Raw genomic sequence first — 18,363 nt, forward strand, 5'->3', positions numbered from 1 at the left:
CCCCCGGCGTGTTGGCCCCTCCCGTTCGCGTGTTGGCCCCTCGCGTCGATGTGTTTGTCCCTCGCGTCGATGTGGTGGCCCGCCTCGCCGACGTGGTGGCGCCCGGCGACGGCCAACGCACCGCCGGGCGCAGCCAACACACGGCCGGGCGCGGCCAACACACCGACCGGGACAGCCAACACGCCAACGAGGGCGGCCAACGCGGCGACGGGAAGGGCCAACACGCCGCCCTGACGCGCGGCTTCCGGAGGGCTGTCAAGATCGGGGGCATGACACCCGAAGAGCTGCTGACGACCACCCGCACCGTCCGGAAGCGCCTCGACCTGACCCGGCCCGTGCCGCAGGAGCTGGTCGAGCGGGCGCTGACACTCGCTTTGCAGGCGCCGACCGGCTCGAACCGGCAGGACTGGCATTGGATCGTCGTCACCGACCCGGGCAAGCGCGCCGAGCTCGCGGAGCTGTACCGGCGCTCCTACAACGCCTACCGCGGCGCCGGTCCCAGCCCCGAAGAGCGTTTCCCCTCCGACGAATCGCGCGCGGCCACCCAGCACCGGGTGCAGAACAGCGCCGACTACCTGTCCGAGCACCTGCACGAGGTGCCGGTGCTGGTGGTCCCCGCGATCACCGTGCCGGACGGGAAACTGCCGCCGGGCAACCAGGCCGGGCTGTGGGGCTCGATCCTGCCGGCGGTGTGGAGCTACATGCTCGCCGCGCGCACGCTCGGCCTCGGCACCGCGTACACGTCGCTACACCTGGTGTACGAAAAGGAAGCCGCCGAGGTGCTCGGGCTGCCGCGCGACGTGCGCCAGGCGGCGCTGATCCCGACGGCCTTCCACACCGGCGACACCTTCCGCCCCGCCGCGCGCCAGCCGCTCTCGGAGGTGCTGCACCGCGACCGCTGGTAGGGAATGCGCCCGGCCCGGAAAGCGTTGCAGCGCACGGGGAGAAAGGACGGGCGGGATGAAGGCCAGGAATTCGATCAGGTCGCTCAAGCGGCAGGCGGGCTCCATCGTGGTCCGCAGGCGCGGGCACACCTACGTGATCAACAAGCGCAACCCGAGGATGAACACGCGGCAGGGTTGACGCACTGACGACAGCAACGCGGCCGGGCGACGTGATCGTCCGGCCGCGTTGCTGTCGTCAGGGTCGCGTGCGGCAGGGCCGACCGAGATCACAGCCACGGAGCTTGCCCGCGTGTCACGATGTCCCCTTGACCGTCAGTGCGCTGAGGAGACGATCGATGGGCCACATTGTGGTGGTAGGAGGTGGCCTCGCGGCCGCACGGCTGTGCGAGCAGCTGCGCGCGAAAGGCCACGAGGGGGAGCTGACCGTGCTGTGCGCCGAGTCCTGTCCGCCCTATGACCGGCCGCCGCTGACGAAGGGCGCGCTGACCGAGGAGCGCGACACGACGCTCCGCACCGATTTCTCCTCGCTGCGCACGGACCTCCGCCTCGGCGTGCCGGCCACCTCGCTGGACCCGGACCGCGACGTCGTGCACACCACCGAGGGCGAGGTTCCTTTCGACGCGCTGGTCATCGCCACCGGCGCGAGCCCCATCCGGTTGCCAGGGCCCGGCCCGCAGTTCACGGTCCGCACGGCCGAAGACGCGGCGCGGCTGCGTGCCCGGCTGGTGCCCGGGACCCATCTGCTGCTCGCCGGTGCCAGCTGGATCAACGCCGAGGTGGCCACGTCCGCGTTGAAGGCGGGCTGCCGCGTGACGTGCGTGGAACCCGGTCCGGCGCCGCTCGCCCTGGCGCTGGGCGAAGAGGTCGGGCACCGGATCACGCAGTGGTGGTCCGAAGTGGACTTGCGCCTGGGCACCGGGGTCACCGAGGTGACGGCGACCGGCGCGCGGCTCACCGACGGCACGCACGTGGACGCGGACGTCGTGGTGACCGGTATCGGCGTCCGCCCGGAGACAGGGTGGCTCGCGGGCTCCGGCATCGAGGTCGACCGCGGTGTCGTGGTGGACGAGCACCTGCGCACGAACCGCGAGCGCGTCTACGCGATCGGCGACGTCGCGGCGCGTTGGTCCCCGCGCTGGAACACGCGGCTGCGCGTGGAGCACTGGGACGACGCGCGCTCCGCGCCCGAAACCGTGGCCGCGGTGATCCTCGGGGACGGCGGGCCGCTGCCCGTGCACGACCCGGTGCCGTACTTCTGGAGCGACCAGTTCGGCCGGAAGATCCAGTACGTCGGCCATCACGGGCCCGCCGATTCGGTGGAGATCCGCGATGGCGACGAGCCCAAGTGGAGCGCGGCGTGGCACACCCCGGATGGGAGGCTCACCGCGCACCTGAGCGTCACGCAGCCGAAGCTGATGATCAAGGCCAGGGCCGAGATCGAGTCGGCCATCACCGCCGCTTGAGGTAGCGCTCCGCCACGACGTCCGGGTACTCGACCGGCCGGCCGCGCTGCACGGACCACGCGAGGCGCACGAACTGCGCGTGCGTCCACGCCAGCGGTGTCGCCGAGGCGGTCGGTGTGCCCGGGCGGGTGCGCGGGTAGGGCGGGTTGGTGTCCCACACCTGTTCCGGGAGCAGGCCGGTCTCCCCCGCTGTCGCGGCCATGTCGGCGAGCCTGCCCGCGGCCGCCCGGGCGTCACCGTTGAGGAGTTCGTACTCGCCGCGCTCGCCGGCGAAGATCGGCCACAGTCGGCCGTAGGTGCGCTGGAGGTCGGCGCGGTTGACGTTCCACGGGTTCCCGTCGGCCTGTTCGCCGTAGCCGTCACTGGAGTAGCGGTGCCAGTGGCGTCCGGCCGGGGTGGCGGTGGAGATCTGCGCGTCGACGACGGTGAGGGAGTTTTCGACGACCGGGTCGCCCGCCGGTTTGATGCCGAGGCGGACCAGTTCGAGGAATCCGGCGTCGGCCACGGCGCGCTGGTCGACCTGGCCGGGGTTGTTGTTGCCGAGGTTGTAGGTGGTTCCGGCGTCGGGGTCGCCGTCCTTGGTCAGGCGCACGTAGTACGGGCGCGGGGAGAGCGGGCCGGTGCGCGTGACCGTCCAGCCGTCGACCGCCGCGGCCCAGTTGTCCGCTGTGGCAAGGTATTTCGTCCCGTCGCGGCCGGCTTTCGCGAGCAGGTCGGCGAGACACACGAGCCCGGCGATCACGGAGGCGATGGTGGAGGGCGAGTAGCCGTTCTGTTCCTCCCAGCGTTCCTGTTCGGTGAACGGGGCGCCAGGGTAGGACAGCAGGAAGTCGCCGCCGCGGGCGAGTTTGTCCACTGTGGACGGGTCGTGGCGGTCGAGCAGCCAGGCCAGCAGCATCGGGGCCGCCGTCTCGTCGAGCTGGATGGAGGTCCAGAACGGTTCGCCGGAGACCTTGGTGTTCTGGGCCCAGTGCCCGTCCGGTTGCTGGATCCGGAGCAGGTAGTCCAGCGCGCGCCCGGCGGCCGCGCGGTCGCCGGCGGCGAGCAGTCCGGTGGCGATCTGGTAGAGGTCGCGGGGCCAGACCAGGTGGTAGGAGCCATATTCCGGGGCGACGGCGCGGTCGAAGCCGAAGGCCCAGGGCATGCTCGGGGAGGCGATGAAGGCGCCCGGGTTTCGTTTGTCCTCGCTGCACGCCAGCATGAGTACCGAGGTGGTGTAGACGTCCTTCGCCTTGCCCACGGAGCCGGGAGTCTCGGGCAGTCCGGCGAGGTAGCTGTTCCAGCCCTGGGCGTATTCCTTGGCCACGGCGGTAAAGCCGCGGCGCAGCGACTTTTGTGCTGCGCCGACCGCTTCGCCGGGGGCGGAACCGAAGCCGAGCACGACCGTTTCGCGGGTCGTGGTGCGGCCGTCGAGGCGGAGGCGTGCCACCTGGATGACATTGCCCGGGCCCGCGGTGGCGTAGTGGTGGAGCAGCCGTCCCTGGTTCGCGGACAGCTCGGTCCAGCCGTCGTTCACGCCGGAGTAGCCGACGGTGGACTCGCTGAAACCGTTGCCCGCCAACAGTGCGCTGGCCGTTCGGCCGTCGCTGGCGACGAGCGCGCCGTCCTGCGGGAAAGCGCTGTCCGCCGTGCCTTCCCCGCCGAGCGCGGGATCGTGCAGCACGAAGATCTGCAACGGTTTCCGCGCCCGGAAGTCGACGTCCACAAGCACGGCGGCGCGCGCCGGGTCGGTGACCACGCGGGTGGTCAGGGTCCATCCCGTGCCCGTGGCCACCTGCCGGTAGGAGGGCACGCGCGGGTCGGGTGCCTCCGTCCGGTGTGTCACGTCGGTGACGCGCTCCACGAAGGTTTCGCCGTCGGTGACGATCCACTGGGTTTCGCGGCTGGCCGGGGTGCTCAGGTCGGGGTGGTAGGTCTCGGAGATCCGGCCGCCCTCCAGGGTGAACCAGACAGCGCTTTCCGCCCCGCGGGCCGTGCCGAAGCCGAGCTTGTCCGCCGGGGTGAAGGTGGTGTCGGCGCCGGGCCCGCCGGGGGCTTGCTCGGTTTGCTGGGTCTGTTGGGCTTTTTGGGCTTGCGGGGCTTGGGCTTGCGGGGTCTGCCGGGTCTGCTGGGTTTGTTCGGCTTGGGCGGTCGCCGGTGCCGCGGCCGCCGCCGCGCCGACCAGCGCCGCGGCCTGCAGGAACTCTCGCCGTGAGGTCGTCATCGTTGATCTCCCACGAGGTCGGGGTGCGAACCGTCCAGGAGCTAACCAGCACGGTGCGCCCCACTCAATCCGCCGTTCGCCGGAAAGGGTGCAAACCGAAAACGTGAAATTCAGTCTTCCGGGCAGTTGCCGGGGAAATGCGCCGATCCGAATTGCACCGTCTGGAAGCTGAGTCGAGACTCGTCGGCATGGCAGAAAGCTTGTTTTCCGACGAGGACGCCGAGCGCGAACCGGAGTTCGGCCGGCAGTGGCGCGGGTACAGCGAGCAGGAGGTCGACGAGTACGTGCGCAAGATGCGCACGCGGGCCAAACGCCAGGGTGAGGCGCTGCGGCAGGCCGAGGAGCGGCTGGCCGGGCTGAACGCCGATCTGTCGGTGCCGCTGGAGGTGGTCGGTTCGGGCGGGATCGGCGCGCGGGTCGAGCGCATCGTGGCGCAGGCGGAGGCCGAAGCGAGGGAAATCCGGGAGACCGCCGAGAAGGAGGCGGCGCAGTCGCGGAAGGAGATCGAGGAGGAGGCGGACACGGCGCGCCGGCACCGTGAGGCCGCGGCGAAGGCGGCGGCCGAAGAGGCCCGCACCATGATCGCCGAGGCGGAGGCCGAAGTCGAGCGGCTGCGCGAGGTGCGCAAGTCGCTGCTGGAGAAGCTCACCGAGATCGGCGACAAGGTCGACGACATCACCGGCCGCGGGAAACCGACCGCGCCCAAACCGCGCGCCCCGCTGACGAAGCCGAAAATCGGCACGACGGAACCGGCGGCCAGCTCGAACTGAATTCCGGAAACGGAAAACCGCGGGCCCGCCCGCGGTTTTCGTTTGCCCGGAAGGGAAAGCCGCGCAGCGAGTAGGTTCCTTCGAACGGTATGCACGGCCGCGGGGGCTGCGAGCATCACTGCAGGGAATGTAACACCGCGAACAGCCCAACATCCGTTCCAGCGTCGGGGCCAACAGCAGGCACGCTGCCCCCGGGGCGGGGGGAACGGCGCGAGGGCAGTCCCGCCATCCACGCGCCGAAGATCCGTTCCAGCGTCGGCGCGAACGGCAGAGCCTCCCACGGCGCCGAACGAAAATCGGCGACGGCAGCCCACGATCAGCGCGCGCTCCGCATCCGATTCGAACGTCGGCGCCAACGGCAACACACCGCCACCACCCCGAATCCGGGAGAGAAATCAGCGCGACGGCGGACCCGCTACCAACGCACCCAGCATCCATTCGAGCGTCGGTGCGAGCGGCAGGCACACCCGCCCCCACGGCCTCGAACGGAAAACACCGCAGCGACCGCAGCCCATCGTCAACGCACCCAACATCCGTTCCACCGTCGGCACGAACGACACGCACGCGCCCGGGGCCCCGAAACGTCAGCGCAGCGAAGGCAGCCCCGCCACCAGCGCGCCCAGCATCCGCTTCAGCGTCGGCGCGAAGGGGAGGCACGCGGCCGCCACTTCGGGGTCCGTCGCGTAGAGGCGCGCCATCACCTCCGGCGGGTTCGCGCCCGGGTACAGCAGGCCCGCGACACCGGCCGCCGCCGTCGCTACTTCGAACGCTTCCTGCTCGGTCAGTTCCGGGTACACGCGGGTGATCGCGGCGCCGATCGTCGCGCCCACGCGCAGCATCGCGAGTTTGAACGCGCGCGCCGCGCCGCTCGACACGTTGTGCTCCAGCGTGGTTCCGCTGTGGCTGAGCAAATCACAGAACAATGGGCGTTCGTCGAGGGTTTCGGCTAGTACGTCGACCACCTCGGCCCGGTTCTTGGCGGCGGGCAGCCGTTCGAGCACCGCCTGCTCCCAGCTCTCCCACTCCTGCGTCGCGAGCTCAAGGTAGATCTCTTCGCGCGTGGCGAAATAGCGCGCCAGGTTGGACTTCGCGAGCCCCACCTCCGCCGCCACGCTGCCGAGGCTGACCGTGCGCACCCCGTCACGCTCCGCCAGCTCGCGCGCGGCCTTCAAAATCGCCTCGCGCCGCTGTTGTTTCTGCTCCGGCCGCCTGGCCCGGACGAACGCTTCCTGAGACATGTCTCAGCCATCATACGATCATCGTTAAGTGAACGCTGTCCACTTGTTAAGAGAACATCGTACTGCTAACTTCGGGCGCATGGCGGACACCACCTTGCGGGTCAACGGGACGACGCACCGGCTCGACCTCGAGCCACGGGTGAGCCTGCTCGACGCGCTGCGCGAGCACCTCGGCCTCACCGGCACCAAGAAAGGCTGCGACCAGGGCGCCTGCGGCGCGTGCACGGTCCTCGCCGACGGCGAGCGCATCAACTCCTGCCTCGCGCTGGCCGTGCAGTACGAAGGCCGCGAGATCACCACCATCGAAGGCGTCGACGACCCACTGCAGGCCGCGTTCGCCCGCAACGACGGGTTCCAGTGCGGCTACTGCACTTCCGGCCAGATCTGCTCGGCGATCGGGATGCTCGCCGAGCACAAGGAAGGCGCGCCGAGCGCGGTCACCGACCCGGAGGGCGAGACCCCGGCGGAGCTGACCGAGGAGGAGATCCGCGAGCGGATGAGCGGCAACCTGTGCCGCTGCGGCGCCTACAACGGCATCGTCGAAGCGATCAAGGAAGTGGCCGGATGAGACCCTTTTCCTACGTCAGCGCGCCGGACGTGCCCGCGGCGCTGCAGGCGGTGGCCGAGCCGGGCGCGAAGTTCCTCGGTGGCGGCACGAACCTCGTCGACCTGATGCGCCAGGACATCGAGCATCCCGGCACGGTCGTCGACATCACGCGCCTGCCGCTGACCGCCGTGGAAGAGCTGCCGGGCGGCGGGCTGAGGATCGGCGCGCTGGCCCGCAACAGCCAGGTCGCCGGGCATCCGCTGCTGCGCGCCCGCTATCCGATGCTGGCGCAGGCCATCCTCAACGGGGCTTCGGCGCAACTGCGGAACATGGCCACGATCGGCGGGAACCTGCTGCAGCGCACGCGCTGCCTGTATTTCTACGACCGCGCCGCCGCGTGCAACAAGCGTGAGCCGGGCGCGGGCTGCGCGGCCGCCGGCGGGTTCACCCGCAACCATGCCATCCTCGGCGTCAGCGAACACTGCTTCGCCGCCCACCCGTCCGATCTGTGTGTCGCGCTCGCCGCGCTGGACGCGACCGTCGAGGTGGAGAGCACGCGCGGGGTGCGCCGGATCCCGATCGGCGAGTTCCACCGGCTGCCCGGCGACACCCCGCACGTGGAGACGACACTCGAGGCGGACGAGCTGATCACCGCCGTCGACCTGCCGCCGTTGCCCGTCGCCGCGAACTCCCGCTACCGCAAGGTCCGCGACCGCGCCTCCTACGCCTTCGCTCTGGTCTCCGTGGCAGCCGCGCTCCGGGTCTCCGAGGGACGGGTCGCCGAGGGACGGGTCGCCGAGGTCCGGCTCGCGCTCGGCGGCGTCGCCACAAAGCCCTGGCGCGCAACGGAAGCCGAACGTGCGCTACTGGGCGCGTCCGCCACCGCCGAGTCCTTCGCGCATGCCGCGGACGCCGAACTCGCGACAGCCAGGCCGACACCGGACAACGCTTTCAAGATCGAGCTCACGCGCCGCACGATCGTCGCGACGCTCGCCGGGCTCGGGAAGGACTCCGCATGACCGTGCTCGGCCTGCCCCTGGACCGCGTCGACAGCGGCCCCAAGACCACCGGCGCCGCGAAGTTCTCCGCCGAATACCCCTATCCCGGCCTGACGCACGCCGCGCTCGTGCACGCCACGATCAGCCGCGGCCGCATCACCGCCATCGACACCCGCGAGGCGGAAGCGCTGCCCGGGGTGGTCACGGTGCTGACGCACCACAACGCTCCCCCGCTGAAACCGCCGCAGAAGGTCAACCCGCTCAACCTGCCCTCGATGGTGTCCGGCACCCAGGTCAACTACCTGCAGACCGACGAAGTGCACTGGGACGGCCAGCCGGTCGCCGTCGTCGTCGCGGAAACCCTCGACGCCGCAAGGGAAGCGGCGAACCTGGTTCGGGTCACGTACGAGCAGCGTGCATCCACTGTGGACTTCGAAACCGCCGCGCCCCATGCCCGGCAACAGAAGAACAGCCCGATCTCGCAGGGCTTCGCCAAGAAGGGCCACGCGGAACGGGCGCTCACCGAAGCCCCCGTCTCCGTCGACCTCCGCTACACCACCCCCGTCTACAACCACAATGCGCTGGAGCCGCACGCCACCACCGCGGTGTGGGAGGGCGACCGGCTCACCGTGCACGACGCGACGCAGACCCTCGACTGGTTCCGGCGCCACCTCGCCCGGCGGTTCGGCATCCCGCTCGCGAACGTGCGGGTCCTCGCGCCCTACGTGGGTGGCGGGTTCGGCGGCAAGGGCTCGATCTGGGCGGGCACGATCCTCGCCGCGCTCGCCGCGAGGGCCACGGGCAGGCCGGTGCGCCTGATGCTGACCCGCGAAGGCGTCTACCGCACCGTCGGCGGGCGCACGCCGTCGGTCCAGCGCGTCGCGCTCGGCGCGGGGACCGACGGCAGGCTCACCACGCTGATCCACACCAGCGTCGCGCGCGTCGGCCGCACCGGGGGCATTCCCGAGCAGATCACCTCGCAGTCCCAGCACCTTTACGCGGCCGACAACATCCTGCTGCGCCAGCAGATCACCGAACTGGACCTGGTGCCCAACACGTCGATGCGCGCGCCCGGCGAGTCGATCGGGACCTTCGCGCTGGAGTCGGCCGTCGACGAGTTCGCGGGCACGCTCGGGATCGACCCCATCGAGTTCCGGCTGCGCAACGAACCCGCCGTGAACCCGTTGGACGGCAAGAAGTTCTCCCATCGGATGCTGCGCGAGGCCTACGAACTCGGCGCGGAGCGGTTCGGCTGGGCCTCGCGGACCCGGGAGCCGGGCTCGATGCGGGACGGGCGCTGGCTCGTCGGGATGGGCGTGGCGTCGGCCTATCACCCGGCCTGGCAGTTCACGGCGAACGTCACGCTGCGGCTGGCCGCGGACGGCACTGTGGTGCTGCGGTGCGGGTTCCAGGAGATGGGCATGGGCGGCGCCACCGCGCAGGCGCAGATCGTGGCCGACGCGCTGGGCGTGCCCTTCGACGCGGTCCACGTCGTATACGGCGACTCCGCGCTGCCGATCGCGCCGGGCGCGGGCGGGTCGATGCAGACGGCGAGCGTCGCCGGGAGCGTGCTGGCGGCCTGCGCGAAGCTGCGGCGCCGGTTGCGGGCGGGCGGAGGCGCGGATCTGCCGGATCTGGTGCGCCGCTCGGGACGGTCCTTTGTGGAGGTCGCGGTCGGCGCGGATTCCGGGATCGGCCGGATCCTGGGGCAGGCGAAGTTCTTCGCCAAGTTCTTCCTCGACAGCCGTCGCTGGGCGAAAGCGGCCGCGGGAGCGCATTTCTGCGAGGTCCGGGTCGATCCGGACACCGCGGAGGTGCGGGTCTCGCGGTGGCTCGGGGTGTTCGACGTGGGCCGGGTGGTCAACGCGAAGACCACCGCGAGCCAGCTGCGTGGCGGGATCGTGATGGGCATCGGGATGGCGCTGAGCGAGCACACCCTGGTGGACCCGCGCACCGGGCGGATCATGAATCCCGGGCTGGGCGACTATCACGTGCCCGTGCACGCCGACGTGCCGCCGATCGACGTGACCTGGCTCGGCGAGCCCGATCCGACGATGCCGCTCGGGGTGGTCGGGGTCGGTGAGGTCGGCATCACGGGCGTCGCGGCCGCGATCGCCAACGCCGTCCACCACGCGACCGGCAAGCGGATCCGCGACCTGCCGATCACCCTGGACAAGCTGCTCTAGGAAGTGTTTCGAATGTGGTTTGCGTGGCGGTGCGGGTAGGGGCCCCTCCCGTCACCCGCCACCACCCTCAACAGACGCGCTCCGCGCGGCTCCACCGATTCAAACCCCGGCGGTGTCGATTGACGGCCCGCCGCAACCGGCTCCGCCGCTTATAAAACAGAACCTAGCCCCACGTCCGAAAACCGCGTGTACCGGCCGGTTCCCGGCAGGTAGCGTCGCCGCCGTGACGACCACTCTGCCCACGACCCCGGCCAGCCGGTACCGCTGGAGCGCGCTCGCCGCGGTCGCGGTCACCGTGCTCGCCTGGGCCTCCGCCTTCGTGGCCATCCGCTACGTCGGCGCGTCCTTCCAGCCGGATTCCCTGGCACTGGGCCGGTTGGTGACCGGTTCGCTCGCGCTGGGCGTCTCGCTGCTGGTGAGCCGCCGCTGGGTCATGCCGAACGCCCGGGAGTGGGCGCTGATCATCCTTTGTGGACTGGCCTGGTTCGGCGTCTACAACGTGGCGCTCAACGCCGCCGAGCACCACGTCGACGCGGGCACCACGGCGATACTCGTGAACATCGGCCCGATCCTGATCGCGCTGCTCGCGGGATTGCTGCTGCGCGAAGGGTTCCCGCGCTGGCTGCTGATCGGCGCGGTGGTCGCGTTCGCCGGGGCCGTGCTGGTGGGGATGGCGACCAGCACCGGTTCCGCCGACCTCGCCGGGGTGCTGCTGTGCCTGACCGCGGCCGTCACCTACGCGATCGGCGTGCTGGCGCAGAAGCCCGTGCTGCGGCGGATCCCGGCGCTGCAGGTCACGTGGCTGGCGTGCACTGTCGCCGCCATCGCGTGCCTGCCGTTCGCACCCTCGCTGATCCACGACATCGCGGCCGCTCCGGTGCTGTCGACGGGCTGGCTGCTTTACCTCGGCGTGGTACCGACAGCGCTGGCGTTCAGCACCTGGGCGTATGCGCTGGCGCGGGTCAACGCCGGGCGGCTCGGGATCAGCACGTACGCGGTACCACCGATCACCATCGCGCTCGGCGCGTTGTTCCTCGGCGAGGTGCCGCCGGTGGCCGCCCTCGTCGGCGGCGTGATCTGCCTGGCCGGGGTGGCCCTCTCGCGGCGGCGCTGACCTGGCACAATCGGCCGCATGGCCAGGAAGAACACACCCTGCCCGTGCGGGCTCGGGAAGCCCTACGGCAGCTGCTGCGGCCGGCTGCACCGCGGCGAGGCCGTGGCCGCCACGCCGGAGGAGCTGATGCGCTCGCGGTACAGCGCGTTCGCGGTGGGCGACGCCGGATACCTGCGGGAGTCCTGGCACCCCAGCACCCGCCCGGCCACGATCGACCTCGACAGCCGGCCCGCGGAGTGGACCCGGCTGGAGATCCTGTCCACCTCCGGCGGCAGCGCCTTCCACACCGACGGCACCGTCGAATTCCGCGCGCATTACCGCGCCGATGGCGAGGAGCACGTGCACGCCGAGCACAGCACTTTCACCCGGGAAAACGGCCGCTGGTTCTACGTCAGCGAAACCAGGTAGCGCGGTCCACCGCCCGGCGGCAGACTGGCGATCATGGCTGAGTTCCCGTGGCTGCGCAACACCGTGCTCGACTGCACGGACGCCCGCGCGCTCGCGGAGTTTTACCGGCGGCTGTTGGGTTTCCGCTACCGCCCGGGCGACGAGCCGCCCGCCGAGGGCGAGCCCGACCCGCAGGCGAAGCAGTGGCTGGTGCTGCGCAATCCGGCGGGCGGGCCCGGGCTCGCGTTCCAGCCCGTGGCGCGCCTGCCGGAGGTCACCTGGCCCGAAGGCCCGGTCCCGCAGCAGCTCCACCTCGATCTGACGGTCGAGACGGTGGCGGAATTGGATCAGCAGCACGAGCACGTCCTGGCGCTCGGCGCGCGGCTCCTGCTGGACCGCTCGGACGATCCCGAGGAGCCGCTGCGCGCGTACGCCGATCCGGCCGGTCACCCGTTCTGCATCTTCACCGCCCCGCCGCCGGCCTCCTGAACCACCCGGTCCGCCGCCGTCGCGTACGAGGCCGCCCCCAGATCCCGCAGCGCGTGCAGCTGCGGGATGTCCGCCGCGCGGGTCAGGTCGGCGTGGATGAACGTGAAGTCCGTGACGCCGAGGTTCTCGAAGTACTTGCGCAGGAAGGGTTCCTGGAAGTCGAAGCCCTCGCGTGGGCTGCCGGGCCCGTATCCGCCTCCGCGCGCGGCGACGATCACCACGCGTGTCGCCGCGAGGAGGCTTTCGCCGGTGCCGGGGTCGGTGAACACGCCGGGGAACGTGATCCGGTCGATCCACGCCTTGAGCGCGGCCGGCACGCTGAAGTTGTACATGGGCGTGCCGATCAACACGGTCCCGGCCGCCAGCACCTCCTCCACCAGCGGGTCGGTCAGCGCCCATTCCCGTTCCTCGGCGGCGCTTTCGGCCAGTTCGGCGATCTTGCCGCGCGGCACGGTGCCGAGGCGTTCCACCCGGGTGCCGAGCGTCACGTAGGCCGGGTTCACCAGCGGCACCGGATCGGCCACCACGTCGCGGTAGCGGTAACCGGCGTCGCCGTGGTGCTCGCGCCAGGTCGCGGCGAAGCGCGCGGTCAGCTCGCGGCTGACCGACAGGCCCGCGGGCCCGGCGCTGGAGTCCACGTGCAGCAGGTTCGTCATCGGGGTCACCTTCCTCGGTGGGGACACGTCAACGAGGTGACGGACGACGGGCGGGAAAGGTGACCATGGACGAGTTCGAAGCACACCGGGGCCGGTTGCGGGCGGTGGCCTACCGGATGCTGGGCTCCGCGGCGGAGGCCGAGGACGCGGTGCAGGAGGCGTGGATCCGCTTCGACCGCACCGACACGACCGGGGTCGGGAACCTCGCGGGCTGGCTCACCACGGTCGTGTCCCGGATCTGCCTCGACCACCTCCGCGCCCGCGCCGCCCGCGCCGAGGAACCCTGGGCCGAACTGCCCGAACAGGTGTGGGAAAGCGACCCGGAACAGGAAGCCGTGCTCGTCGACGCGGTCGGCCGGGCGTTGCTCGTCGTACTCGACGCCCTCTCCCCCCACGAGCGCGTCGCGTTCGTACTGCACGACCTGTTCGCGGTGCCGTTCGACGAAATCGCCCCCGTCGTCGACCGGTCCGTGGTGGCGACGAAGAAACTCGCCAGCCGCGCCCGCCACCGCATCCAGGGCACGCCGACCGTGTCCCGCGCCGAACGGGAACGCCAGCGCGCGGTGGTCGAGGCGTTCCTCGCCGCGTCGCGCACCGGCGACCTCGACGGCTTGCTGGCCGTGCTGGCCCCCGACGTGGTGCGCCGCGCCGACGCCTCCGCCCTGCCGCCGGGCCGGGCCACCGTCGCGCGCGGTTCGGACATCGTCGCGCGCGAGACGGCCGGCTTCGGGCGCCGCTCCCGCTTCGCCGCCACCGCCATGATCGACGGACGCGTCGGCGCCGTGGTCGCCCCGTTCGGAAAACTGCTGATAGCGCTTTCTGTAACGGTCGAGGAAGACCGCATCACGGGCTACGAAGTGATCTCCGAACCGGCCCGGCTCCGCGCCCTGAAGATCACGGTTTTCGACGATTTTCCCTTGTCACCACCGAAATAGGCCGCTAGGCCATCCGGCCGTATCGGGCCGGCTTTCCTTGACACCGCGGCAGTGGTTGGCGTCACACTGGCCCGGTCGGAGATCGAGGAGGCTTGCCGATGGTGCGGCTCGACGGTTTCGGGTGTTCCTACTGCGGGCTGCCGGTCCGGTTCAGCGGCGAACGGCGCCATCCCGGCCACGTCGTCATCGAGCACCTCTCCCCCGGCACCGACGCCGACGGGCTGCCCGATCTCCAGGTCCTGCACCGGTTCTGCGCGCACGTCATGCGCGGCGGCGCGGCCACCGGCGTCGTCCTGCGGCGGGCCTGGCTGGGCTGGGCCACCGGCGAGTACGAGGCCTGGCAACACGAAAAGCGTTACGGCACAAGACATTACCTCCGTCTCGGGGTACACACCGGCGGCACCCTGTTCCTCAAACACTGGCGCGTCCGCAAGATGCGCTGCGCCGCCTACGCCTGCCGCTACTACACGGCCACACGCCGCCCGGGCGCGCCATGGCGCGCCGGCTCGAAATCGCGGAAGGGCTACCTCGGCGTCACCTAGCCCACGAGCGGACCCGCGAGGAAGACGTACCCGAGTTTGCGGAGGACACGTGCTGGTTCGAATGCTCGTCGGCGTGCTGATCACGGTGGCGGGACTGGCTTTCGCGGGACGGCGGGCCTGGTGGCTCTACCGCCTCATCGGGTCGGGGCAGCCGCTGCACGGCCGCTTCGACGACCTCGGGCGGCGGATCGGCGCCCAGCTGGAAGAGGTCTTCGGGCAGCGCAAACTGCTCAAATGGTCCGTGCCCGGCGTGGCGCATTTCTTCACGTTCTGGGGCTTCGTGATCCTGGCGTCGGTCTACCTCGAGGCCTACGGCAGCCTGTTCGACGAGACCTTCAGCATCCCGTGGATCGGGCACTGGGCGGTGCTCGGGTTCCTGCAGGACTTCATCGCGGTGGCGGTGCTCCTCTCGCTCGTCACGTTCGCGATCATCCGGCTGCGCAACGCCCCCGACCGCCAGGAGCGCAAGTCCCGCTTCTACGGCTCGCACCTCGGCGGCGCGTGGCTGATCCTGCTGATGATCTTCAACGTGGTCTGGACGATGTTCCTGTTCCGCGGCTCCTCGGCGGCGGCGGGCACGTTCCCCTACGACAACGGCGCCTGGGTCTCGCTCGGCCTCGGCAAGCTCATCGGTCTCGCGGGGCATGACACCGCCGTGGTGCTCGAGGACGTCGGGCTGCTGCTGCACATCGGCGTCATGCTGGTGTTCCTGGTGATCGTGCTGAACTCCAAGCACCTGCACATCTTCCTGGCCCCGCTCAACGTCACGGCCAAGCGGATGCCCGACGGACTCGGCCCGCTGCTGCCGATGGAGTCCGGCGGCGAGCCGATCGACTTCGAGGACGCCGACGAGGACGCCGTGTTCGGCCGCGGCAAGATCGAGGACTTCACGTGGAAGGGGATGCTGGACTTCGCCACGTGCACCGAATGCGGGCGCTGCCAGTCCCAGTGCCCGGCGTGGAACACCGGGAAACCCTTGTCCCCCAAGATGGTCATCATGGACCTGCGGGACAGCCTGTTCGACACCGCGCCCTACCTGATCGGCGGGAAGGACCAGGCGGACCGCCCGGAGGTGCCGCTCGTGGCGCCGAAGGACGAGGGCGGCGTGATCGACCCGGACGTGCTGTGGTCGTGCACCAGCTGCGGGGCGTGCGTCGAACAGTGCCCGGTCGACATCGAGCACGTGGACCACATCGTCGACCTGCGACGGCACCAGGTGCTGATCGAAAGCGCCTTCCCGACCGAGCTGGGCACCCTGTTCAAGAACCTCGAGAACAAGGGAAACCCGTGGGGGCAGAACAACTCCGAGCGCCTCGACTGGGCCAAGGACCTCGGCTTCGAGGTGCCCGTGTGCGACGGCACGCTGGACGACGCTGTCGAATACCTGTTCTGGGTCGGCTGCGCGGGCGCGTTCGACGACAACGCCCGCAAAACGGTGCGCGCCACCGCGGAACTGCTGCACCTCGCCGGCGTGAGCTTCGCCGTCCTCGGCGACGGCGAGACGTGCACCGGTGACCCGGCGCGGCGCTCTGGCAACGAGTTCCTGTTCCAGATGCTCGCGCAGGAAACGAAAGAAACGCTCAACGCCGTCTTCGAAGGCCGCGAACCGGTCCAGCGCAAGATCGTCACCACCTGCCCGCACTGCCTCAACACCCTCGGCCGCGAATACCCGCAACTCGAAGGCCACTACGAGGTCGTACATCACACCCAACTGCTGAACCGGCTGGTGCGCGAGAAGAAACTCGTGCCCGTCGCCCCCGTCGCGGGCACCACCGTCAACGGCGTCGGGCCCGTGGAGGGCAAACCACTCACCTACCACGACCCGTGCTACCTCGGGCGCCACAACAAGGTCTACACCCCGCCGCGCGAACTGGTCCAGGCCACCGGCGCCACGCTCACCGAAATGCCCCGGCACGCCGAACGCTCCCTGTGCTGCGGCGCCGGCGGGGCACGGATGTGGATGGAGGAGAAGATCGGGAAGCGCATCAACCTGGAACGGGTCGACGAGGCGCTCGGCACCGAGGCGGGCACGATCGTCACCGGCTGCCCGTTCTGCAAGGTCATGATCACCGACGGACTGGTGCAACGGCAGAACGAAGACCTCGGCCAGGACGTGGCCGTACGCGACGTGGCGCAGGTGCTACTGGAGTCGGTCACCCGCGAGGCCGCGCCCGAGACGACGTCCGACCGGTCCGCCCTCGGGTAACTCCTGCTTCGAAGCGCCGCCGGGCTGCCTGGTGCTCCGGCACCCGCTTGTCCGGCCTGAGGTCAGTGCATGGATCCCTTGCGGCCCAACGTCTGCACGGGGGTCGCGCCGGGCCGCGTCCACTGCGGCGTGGGGCGGCCGGTGTCGCCCCAGGTGGAGTTCCCGTCCGCGTCGGTGCGCCAGGTCCAGCAGGCCGGATTCCCCTCCGGCCAGCCCTCGGGCTTGTCCTCCCACGCCTCGCCGCGACCGTGGACCGTCATGTCCAGCAGGTTGATCGACGGGTTGACCCGCTCATTGCCCCGGCCCGTCGTCGTGTACGTCAGGAACACGCGGTCGCCCTCGCGCAGGAAGCAGCTGATGCGGCCCATCCCGCCGCCGATCGGCGTGTCCAGCGAATACCAGGGCTGGGTGTAGCCCATGAACTCCACGTACGGGGCGACCTCGTCCCAGCGGCCCGCCGTCAGAACCGCATACGAGACACCGCGGGCGTTCAGATAGGCGTCGACGTCCTGCAGATGCCAGGCAGTGGTGGTGCAGCCTTCACACTGACCCTGGTGCGGCGCGCCGTCGTACCACATGTGCTGATAGGTGACCAGCTCGTCGCGGCCCTGGAACACGTCGAGGAACGGGACCGGGCCCGCCGCGCCCACCACTTCGGTCTTGCCGTCGAGCTCCACCATCGGCAACCGCCGCCGGGCCGCGGCGATCGCGTCGCCCTCGCGGGTGTGGGCCTTCTCGCGGACCAGGAGCTCGTCGCGGGCGGCCTGCCAGGTGGCGAAGTCGACGACGGGCGGGCGGCCGGGCAGCGTCATGATGTCCTCCAGGATGGGATGTGCGGATATCAGAACAGACCCGCGCCGGCGCCGGAACTCATCGCGGGCTCAGTGCTCCCCGGCGAGCGCCGCCCCGATGTAGTTGGCCGAGAGCAACGCGAACACGTAGGCCTGGATCACCTGGATCAGCGCCTCCACGAACGTCATCAGGATCGCGAAGGCGAACGACACCAGGGAAACCGGCTTCGCCACCGCGCCGGCATGCAGCAGCAGGAACTCGCCGGAGACGGTGAACACCATCAGGATCAGGTGCCCGGCGAACATCGCGGCGAACACCCGGATCGCCAGCAGCGCCGGGTCCAGCGCGAACTTCAGCGCCAGCTCGATCGGGGTCAGCAGCAAATACACCGGCTTCGGCGCGCCCGCCGGGAACAGCGTGCGCTTCAAGTACCCGCCGACGCCGTACTTGCGGACCCCCGCGTAGTGGTAAACCGGGTACACCACGAGGACGGCCAGCGCGAGCGGGAACCCGATCCGCGCCATCGTCGGGAACTGCAGGACCGGGATGAGCCCGAAGAGGTTGTTCACCAGCACGAAGCTGAACAGCGCGAGGATGAGCGGGACGAACCGGCGGAACTCTCCCGTGCCGATCTGCTCGCGGGCGATCGTGTTCCGCGGGAACTCATAGGCGAGCTCGGCCGCGAACTGCACACGCCCCGGCACGATCTTCAACCGCCGCGACGCGAGCAGGAAGAACCCGGCGACGATGACGACCGAGCAGAGCACCAGCAGCATCGGCTTGGTGAGCCCCCAGAAGAGGGGCCCGAGATCGAAATCCCGTGCCGTGGGCGGGGTGAACGTGGCGTCGTCGGTGAGCACCAGCGCGGCCAAACCGGACTCCTTCCCCCAGGCGGTCGGCACCACTCAAACTACCGGAAACCGGGCACCTGG

Annotated in this window: 18 protein-coding genes; 13 read left to right on the forward strand and 5 right to left on the reverse strand. The window is 70.5% G+C overall.

The genetic code is table 11. The features are described 5' to 3' along the window. Positions 1-269: 269 nt before the first annotated feature. From FPZ12_RS35115 to FPZ12_RS35125, 3 genes are all read left to right on the forward strand, one after another. Complete coding sequence (locus FPZ12_RS35115) at positions 270-905, forward strand: nitroreductase family protein (protein WP_144750425.1); 636 nt, start codon at positions 270-272, stop codon at positions 903-905. Between the two features lie 55 nt (positions 906-960). Further along, a complete protein-coding gene (locus FPZ12_RS35120) occupies positions 961-1,083 on the forward strand; it encodes a ribosomal protein bL36 (protein ID WP_144750427.1) in 123 nt (40 codons plus the stop codon). A gap of 157 nt (positions 1,084-1,240) precedes the next feature. After that, the gene (locus tag FPZ12_RS35125) at positions 1,241-2,368 is read left to right on the forward strand and encodes an NAD(P)/FAD-dependent oxidoreductase (protein WP_144750430.1); all 1,128 of its coding nucleotides are present in this window, start codon (positions 1,241-1,243) and stop codon (positions 2,366-2,368) included. On the opposite strand, the gene FPZ12_RS35130 is transcribed toward FPZ12_RS35125, so the two are convergent. Continuing rightward, positions 2,355-4,571, reverse strand: coding sequence for a glycoside hydrolase family 15 protein (locus FPZ12_RS35130; protein ID WP_144750432.1), 2,217 nt, complete (start codon positions 4,569-4,571; stop codon positions 2,355-2,357). The two genes, FPZ12_RS35125 and FPZ12_RS35130, sit on opposite strands and share 14 nt — an antisense overlap. A gap of 188 nt (positions 4,572-4,759) precedes the next feature. Here FPZ12_RS35130 and FPZ12_RS35135 point away from each other — a divergent pair, with 188 nt between their 5' ends. After that, positions 4,760-5,341, forward strand: a complete 582-nt coding sequence (locus FPZ12_RS35135; protein ID WP_144750435.1) for a V-type ATP synthase subunit E family protein — start codon at positions 4,760-4,762, stop codon at positions 5,339-5,341. Positions 5,342-5,925: 584 nt separating this feature from the next. On the opposite strand, the gene FPZ12_RS35140 is transcribed toward FPZ12_RS35135, so the two are convergent. Continuing rightward, the gene (locus FPZ12_RS35140; protein ID WP_144750437.1) at positions 5,926-6,579 is read right to left on the reverse strand and encodes a TetR/AcrR family transcriptional regulator; all 654 of its coding nucleotides are present in this window, start codon (positions 6,577-6,579) and stop codon (positions 5,926-5,928) included. A 79-nt stretch (positions 6,580-6,658) separates the two neighbouring features. Here FPZ12_RS35140 and FPZ12_RS35145 point away from each other — a divergent pair, with 79 nt between their 5' ends. The 6 genes from FPZ12_RS35145 to FPZ12_RS35170 all read left to right on the forward strand — a co-directional run bounded on the left by FPZ12_RS35145 (position 6,659) and on the right by FPZ12_RS35170 (position 12,300). Then, entirely contained in the window at positions 6,659-7,147 is a 489-nt protein-coding gene (locus FPZ12_RS35145) for a 2Fe-2S iron-sulfur cluster-binding protein (protein WP_144750439.1), read from the forward strand. Next, on the forward strand, positions 7,144-8,145 hold the full coding sequence (locus tag FPZ12_RS35150; protein ID WP_144750441.1) for an FAD binding domain-containing protein: 1,002 nt from the start codon (positions 7,144-7,146) through the stop codon (positions 8,143-8,145). Before FPZ12_RS35145 ends, FPZ12_RS35150 begins: the two co-directional genes overlap by 4 nt. Further along, entirely contained in the window at positions 8,142-10,310 is a 2,169-nt protein-coding gene (locus tag FPZ12_RS35155) for a xanthine dehydrogenase family protein molybdopterin-binding subunit (RefSeq protein WP_144750443.1), read from the forward strand. The genes FPZ12_RS35150 and FPZ12_RS35155 overlap by 4 nt, the downstream gene beginning before the upstream one ends. A 223-nt stretch (positions 10,311-10,533) precedes the next feature. Beyond that, on the forward strand, positions 10,534-11,424 hold the full coding sequence (locus FPZ12_RS35160; protein WP_243770200.1) for a DMT family transporter: 891 nt from the start codon (positions 10,534-10,536) through the stop codon (positions 11,422-11,424). A gap of 18 nt (positions 11,425-11,442) precedes the next feature. Next, the gene (locus FPZ12_RS35165) at positions 11,443-11,832 is read left to right on the forward strand and encodes a YchJ family protein (protein WP_144750445.1); all 390 of its coding nucleotides are present in this window, start codon (positions 11,443-11,445) and stop codon (positions 11,830-11,832) included. A gap of 33 nt (positions 11,833-11,865) precedes the next feature. After that, positions 11,866-12,300, forward strand: coding sequence for a VOC family protein (locus FPZ12_RS35170; protein WP_144750447.1), 435 nt, complete (start codon positions 11,866-11,868; stop codon positions 12,298-12,300). Here the strand turns inward: FPZ12_RS35170 and FPZ12_RS35175 are convergent. Beyond that, complete coding sequence (locus tag FPZ12_RS35175) at positions 12,258-12,956, reverse strand: FMN-dependent NADH-azoreductase (protein ID WP_144750449.1); 699 nt, start codon at positions 12,954-12,956, stop codon at positions 12,258-12,260. The two genes, FPZ12_RS35170 and FPZ12_RS35175, sit on opposite strands and share 43 nt — an antisense overlap. 65 nt (positions 12,957-13,021) lie before the next feature. Here FPZ12_RS35175 and FPZ12_RS35180 point away from each other — a divergent pair, with 65 nt between their 5' ends. The 3 genes from FPZ12_RS35180 (at position 13,022) to FPZ12_RS35190 (ending at position 16,639) form a co-directional block, all read left to right on the forward strand. Then, positions 13,022-13,891 carry a sigma-70 family RNA polymerase sigma factor gene (locus FPZ12_RS35180; protein ID WP_144750451.1) on the forward strand — a complete coding sequence of 290 codons (870 nt, stop codon included), beginning with the start codon at positions 13,022-13,024 and terminating at the stop codon, positions 13,889-13,891. A gap of 98 nt (positions 13,892-13,989) precedes the next feature. Next, positions 13,990-14,433, forward strand: a complete 444-nt coding sequence (locus FPZ12_RS35185; protein WP_144750453.1) for a hypothetical protein — start codon at positions 13,990-13,992, stop codon at positions 14,431-14,433. A gap of 49 nt (positions 14,434-14,482) precedes the next feature. Then, entirely contained in the window at positions 14,483-16,639 is a 2,157-nt protein-coding gene (locus FPZ12_RS35190) for a (Fe-S)-binding protein (RefSeq protein WP_144750455.1), read from the forward strand. 62 nt (positions 16,640-16,701) lie between these two features. Here FPZ12_RS35190 and FPZ12_RS35195 read toward each other — a convergent pair whose 3' ends face one another. Further along, positions 16,702-17,451 (reverse strand): DUF899 family protein, encoded by a 750-nt coding sequence (locus FPZ12_RS35195; protein WP_144750457.1) that lies wholly within the window; start codon positions 17,449-17,451, stop codon positions 16,702-16,704. A 69-nt stretch (positions 17,452-17,520) separates the two neighbouring features. Beyond that, positions 17,521-18,303, reverse strand: a complete 783-nt coding sequence (gene atpB / locus FPZ12_RS35200) for a F0F1 ATP synthase subunit A (protein ID WP_243770201.1) — start codon at positions 18,301-18,303, stop codon at positions 17,521-17,523. Positions 18,304-18,363 lie beyond the last annotated feature (60 nt).

Origin of the sequence: Amycolatopsis acidicola, from assembly GCF_007713735.2 — a bacterium.
GTDB classification, from domain to species: Bacteria; Actinomycetota; Actinomycetes; order Mycobacteriales; family Pseudonocardiaceae; genus Amycolatopsis_E; species Amycolatopsis_E acidicola.